Source organism: Hydrogenophaga sp. (assembly GCF_050250835.1).
GTDB lineage: Bacteria > Pseudomonadota > Gammaproteobacteria > Burkholderiales > Burkholderiaceae_C > Hydrogenophaga.
The window spans coordinates 202265-208574 of record NZ_JBFWNX010000007.1 but is presented as its reverse complement, the minus strand read 5'-3'; the positions used below and the strand labels follow the sequence as shown (position 1 = coordinate 208574).

The following is a 6310-nucleotide window of genomic DNA, read 5'->3' as shown; positions in this document are numbered from 1 at the left end:
TCACCATCTACAGCCAGGGATCCAACGACGAGCTGTGGTTTGCCAACGGCCACATCCTCTTCAACGCCGAGCTGGACGCCCGCCTGTACGACGAGAACAGCGCACAACCGTACCAGCAAATCCAGGCCGGCTGGCTCACCGGCGCCGGCACGCCCATCGTCACCGAACGGCTGGAGTACTCCAGCGACAACGGCCAGACCTGGCAGGACGTGAGCTCCGCCGTCAACGGCACCTCGGTCGAACTGCAAGACGACACCCTCACCGAAAGCACCACCATCCGGTTCCGCGTGGTCAACGTCGCGGGCAACGGTGCAGAAGTGGCGCAGGCAATCACCATCAACCCCAGCGGCGACGACAGCCTCGATCTGGGCACCATGGGCAAGCTCCTGGCGCCCGTGGTGGTGGAAGGCAAGACGTACTACTACTGGGATCGCTCGGGCGACGGAACCGCCGGCGGCGTTGCCGACGAAATTCCCCACACCGAGCTCAGCGACATCTTCAAATACGACGCCAGCGGCGTGGAGGAGATTGCGACCAACAGGGTGGGGGACGTAGGCAAGACAGACGACACCTACCGCTACGCCACCTTCACCATCAACGGCATGGACGTGCAAGTGGCGCTGCCCACCTACGGCGCAGCGCTGAGTGGTATTTATGCCGACTATACGAACCAATACCCACCCAGCACGGCGGTGAACAGCGGTGCGCAAGACAACCCCGACTACAACGACCTGCTGGCCATCTGGGACGCGCACAACGGAGGCGAAACAGGAACAACGAACATCGCTGGCGTTCCACCCGGCTGGTACGCGGGCCCATACTGGTCCGCCACACCCACGCCGTCTGCAGACTCCTACGCGCTTGTTGGTCTTGGCGGTGGCTCCATGCTAGACGGTTTTGTCTCCAGCCTTTGGGGGGGCAACTCCAGTTCCGTAGCGCTGGAAGTCAGATCCATGATCACCAGCGGCTCCGGCGGAAGTGTGCAGGAAAACGTGGGCACCAGCGCCGTGGTGTACGACGCCAACGGCTACACCGTGCTGGGCAACGGCACCCTCAGCTGGAGCCTGGTGGGGGCAGACGCTGACCGCTTCACCATCAACGCCACCACCGGCGAGGTGCGGTTCGCGGCCAATCCGAACTACGAAGCCCCTGCGGATGCTGGCACCGACAATGTTTACAACTTCGCCGTGCGCGCCACCGACACCAACGGCGGCTATGCGGACAAGGCCGTCGCCATCACGGTGACCAACATCCCCAACGACGCGCCCAGCATCACCAGCGGCTTCAGCGCCAGTGTGGCGGAAAACGTGGCCACCTGGGCCCCGGTTTACACCGCCCAAGGCAGCGCCGCGCCGGGCAACGGCACGCTCAGCTGGAGCCTGTTGGGTGCAGACGCCCACCTCTTCACCATCGATGCCGACGACGGCGAGGTGCGGTTCAACGCCGTGCCAGACTTCGAATTGCCCACAGACTCGAACGGCAACAACATCTACGTCATCACCGTGCGCGCCACCGACAGCACCGGCGACTTGAGAGACCACAACGTCGAGATCGAGGTGACCGACCTCGCCATCAACGGCCTCGATCTGGGCGTCATGGGCAACCTCATTGCACCCGTGGTGGTGGAAGGCAGGACGTACTACTACTGGGACCGTGCGGGCGGCGGAACCAGCAGCGCCCCGATCAATGTAGCGGGCGATGGACTGGGCGGTGGACTCGACTACATGCTCCACACCGAGCTCGACACCATCTTCAAATACGACGCCAACGGCGTGGAGGAGATCGAGGCCAACAAGGTGGGGGAAGTGGGCAAGACCGACAACACCTACCGCTACGCCACCTTCACCATCAACGGCTTGGACGTGCAAGTGGCGCTGCCCACCTACGGCGCAGGGTTGAGCGGCATCTATGCCGGTTCCCTCGGCCATCCGCCCGGCACGGCGGTGAGCAGCGGTTCACAAGACAACCCCACCTACAACGATCTGCTGGCCATCTGGGATGCACACAATGGAAGCGGAACAGAAACGAACGTCGCTGGCGTTCCGCCCGGCTGGTACGCGGGCTCATACTGGTCCTCCACGCCCACGTCGACCACCTCCTACGCGCTTGTTGGTCTTGGCGGTGGCTCCATGCTAGACGGTTTTGTCTCCAGCCTTTGGGGGGGCAACTCCAGTTCCGTAGCGCTGGAAGTCAGGTCCATGATCACCAGCGGCTCCGGCGGCAATGTGCAGGAAAACGTGGGAACCAGCGCCGTGGTGTACGACGCCAACGGCTACACCGTGCTCGGCAACGGCACCCTCAGCTGGAGCCTGGTGGGCGCAGACGCTGCGCGCTTCACCATCGACGCCGACGACGGCGAAGTGCGGTTCGCGGCCAATCCGAATTTCGAAGCCCCTGCGGATGCTGGCACCGACAATGTTTACAACTTCGCCGTGCGCGCCACCGACACCAACGGCGGCTATGCGGACAAGGCCGTGGCCATCACGGTGACCAACGTGAACGAAGCGCCGGTGTTCACCAGCGGCACGGCAGTGAGCGTTGCCGAGAACGTCGCAACCACGACGGCGGTCTACACCGCTGTGGCCACCGATGCTGACGCGGGTGCTTCACTCACGTACAGCCTGAGCGGCGGCCTCGATGCGACTCTGTTCAACATCCACCCCACTACCGGCGCCGTCACCTTCAAGACAGCGCCGAACTTTGAGGCACCCACCGACAGCGACGCCAACAACATCTACAACATCACCGTGCGGGCCAATGACGGCGCGAACAACACCGACAGGGCGGTGGCCATCACCGTCACGAACGTCAACGACAACGCACCGGTGTTCACCAGCCCCACCACGGCCAGCTTTGCCGAGAACGACACCGGCGTGGTCTACACCGCTGTGACCACCGACGCCGACAACCTGGCCGCACGCACCTACAGCCTGCTGGGCACGGACGCAGCCCTGTTCAACATCCACCCCACTACCGGCGCCGTCACCTTCAAGGTGGCGCCAAACTTTGAGGCACCCACCGACAGCGACGCCAACAACATCTACAACATCACCGTGCGGGCCAATGACGGCGCGAACAACACCGACAGGGCCGTGGCCATCACGGTGACCAACGTCAACGACAACGCACCGGTGTTCACCAGCCCCACCACGGCCAGCTTTGCCGAGAACGGCACCGGCGTGGTCTACACCGCTGTGACCACCGACGCCGACAACCTGGCCGCACGCACCTACAGCCTGCAGGGCACGGACGCGGCCCTGTTCAACATCCACCCCACTACCGGCACCGTCACCTTCAAGGTGGCGCCAAACTTTGAGGCACCCACCGACAACGGCGCCAACAACGTCTACAGCATCAACGTGCTTGCCTCCGATGGGCTCAACGCCGCCATCCACTACATCGCCATCACGGTGACCAACGTCAACGACAACGCACCGGTGTTCACCAGCCCCACCACGGCCAGCTTTGCCGAGAACGGCACCGGCGTGGTCTACACCGCTGTGACGACCGACGCCGACAACCTGGCCCCACGCACCTACAGCCTGCTGGGCACGGACGCAGCCCTGTTCAACATCCACCCCACTACCGGCGCCGTCACCTTCAAGGTGGCGCCAAACTTTGAGGCACCCACCGACAGCGGCGCCAACAACATCTACAACATCACCGTGCGGGCCAATGACGGCGCGAACAACACCGACAGGGCCGTGGCCATCACGGTGACCAACGTCAACGAGTTCGCACCCGTTGTGACGAGCGCATCCAGCGTCGACTTTGTCGAGAACGGAACCGGCGTGGCCTACACGGTCACGGCCAGTGATGGTGATGCGAATACAACCTTTACCTACGCCATTGCCAGCGGCGCCAACGGGACCCTCTTCAACATCAACCCCACCACCGGCGCCCTGACCTTCAAGAATGCGCCGAACTACGAGGACGGCATCAATTACGGCGGTGCTGTTAGCACCACGCGCTACGTCAACGTTACCGCCAACGATGGGGTGAACACGGCCGCAGTCAAAACCGTGGCCATCAATGTGACAAATGCTCTCGATAACCTCAGCCTGGGCACTTACGGCCAGCTCATCCATGGCGTGAATGTGGACGGCAAGGTTTACTACGTGTGGGACCGCAACAGCGACGGTGTTCACGACCTCAACGACCAGGCGCGCTTCACCGATCTTGACGCCCTTTTCAATAGATCGAACGGGGGGACTGGGCTCCCTGAAGGCGCGGGAACCGCGGTCGGTGTCGTTGGCGATCTGGACCACGTATTCCGCGGCCATACCTTTCAACTCGGCGGAACGACTCCCTGGAACTTCCAGTTGCCCACATATGGTGGCCCCTTGGCGGCGAACGGATATGACGCCGCATCGCCGGGCTCCTACCAGCTGTTCCCGGGCACCTCGGTGAGTGGCTCGGCGAACAACCCGACCTACAACGATATGCTGGCCATCTGGGATGCCTTTAATGGCACCGGAACCCTTGGCGACGTGGATGGAACACCGCCTGGCTGGGCCGTTAACGGCAACTATGCGACCGCAACGCCTTGGGGCACCGGTCGCGCCGAGTTTGGCTTTAATGGCTCCATCACCCAGGCTTCTGAAAGCGATTGGAATTACGTGGTGTTTGAACAGCTCCTCTGATCGCCTGAGGATGGGCATCGTCCCCAGGACACCTTTCAGGTTCGTTGTGAGGCGAGCCTGAAAGGGTGTGGTGGCCAAGAGAATGATGTCCCAGAAAAACCGCTCCCATCGGCGTGACTGAGAGCGCCTCTTCCATGGCCGGGTTCGACAGGTTGAACCACTGCTGAAAGAAGTGGACGCGCAACAAGGTTTCAACGGCAAAGAGAGGGCGCTCACCCTTTGCGCCGGGTGTTGGTGCGTGCGGCGCAAGCAGCGATACCAGCTCGGCCATGGCACCACCAGGTTCATTTCGTCGAGGAACTCGCGCCTTCACGTCCTCTTGATCTTGCGTTCGTATTCGCTCTCGCCCAGCCTTATTTGCTTCATGGCGGCAATTTCTCATACCAGGCGGGTGACACCGAGGCTTTGCATACCTTCCCAAAGACCGGCGCGCGCTCGAAAACGCCGAGGCCACACCTGCGGAGTTGAACGCTCGGGCGAAGGTTTTTGATGACCACCATGTGCCTGTGCTGAAGGCCCTAGCAGGCTGTTGAAATTCTCCTCGTAGACACGCTTCTTTGAGAGCGGTGGGCCTGCTACCTTACGTGCATCGAATCACGGCAAGGAGCGTGCGATGCGCGGAGAAGACGGACTGCAAGAGGCGTTGTTCACGGTATCCAAACTCGATGACTTCGTGCCGGTCAATCACCCATTGAGAGCCATTCGGCTGATGGTCAACGAAGCGCTGGGCCGACTGAACGGACTGTTCAACACGATCTACGCCGACAGCGGCCGCGCCTCCATCCCTCCGGAGAAGCTGCTGCGCGCCATGCTCGTGCAGGTGTTCTTTTCAGTGCGCAGCGAGCGCCAGTTGATGGAACAGGCGCGCTACAACCTGCTGTACCGCTGGTTCATCGGCCTGGCCATCGATGACGAGGTCTGGGACCACTCAGTCTTCTCCAAGAACCGCGACCGTCTGCTGGAGCATGCGGTTGTCGAACACTTCTTCACCGAGGTCATGAGGCTGGCCGACAAACATGGATTGCTGAGCAAAGAGCATTTCTCGATCAATGGGACGATGATCCAGGGCTGGGCCAGCCACAAGAGCTTTGTGCCAAAGGACGGCGGCAGCAATGACACCCACACCAGCACGACAGACCCCGATGCACGCTTGTTCAGGAAGAGTCAGAACACGGCCGCCATGCTGGCGTTTCAAGGGCATGTGCTGATGGAGAACCGCTGGGGCGGCAGTGCAATCGACGCGCGCACGACTCGCCATGCGGGCTACGCACTGAGCCAGACCAACCGCAAACGCATCGAAGAACACTTCGGCTGGGGCAAGACGGTGGGACGCATCCGATAGACCTTGTACCGTGGCCTCAAGCGTGTCGATCAGAACTTCAAGCTGACCATGACGGCCAGCAATCTCGTTCGAATGGCCCGAATGCCGCGCTTGGCGCTGCAGGAAGGGGCGCGATGAGGGTCGCAAAGGCCACTCAAGCGCAGCGCCACGCTCTACCAAGCCGCATGGCATCAAGTTCTCAGCGCGGCAGTCATCAAATCCAGACCCCCGGCCGCCTCATCTGCACATCGCAGGCGGCCTCCAGCGGTGGGTTTTCAACAGCCTGCTAAACGCCCGACCGCTTTCTGTGTCCGCCGCATCCGGTATTCCGCAGAGCACATTTGGG

Annotated in this window: 1 protein-coding gene and 2 pseudogenes; 2 read left to right on the top strand and 1 reads right to left on the bottom strand. The window is 62.1% G+C overall.

Features of this window, described 5'->3' with window-relative positions:
* The coding region (locus tag AB7F11_RS11605) for a cadherin domain-containing protein (protein ID WP_428300410.1) at positions 1-4643 on the top strand (4643 nt) is incomplete at its 5' end.
* An 88-nt stretch (positions 4644-4731) separates the two neighbouring features.
* Here the strand turns inward: AB7F11_RS11605 and AB7F11_RS11600 are convergent.
* Positions 4732-5009: pseudogene (locus AB7F11_RS11600) on the bottom strand (transposase); the annotation flags it as partial.
* 247 nt (positions 5010-5256) lie between these two features.
* Between AB7F11_RS11600 and AB7F11_RS11595 the strand changes: the two are divergent.
* Positions 5257-6102: pseudogene (locus AB7F11_RS11595) on the top strand (IS5 family transposase).
* The last annotated feature ends 208 nt before the right edge of the window (positions 6103-6310 follow it).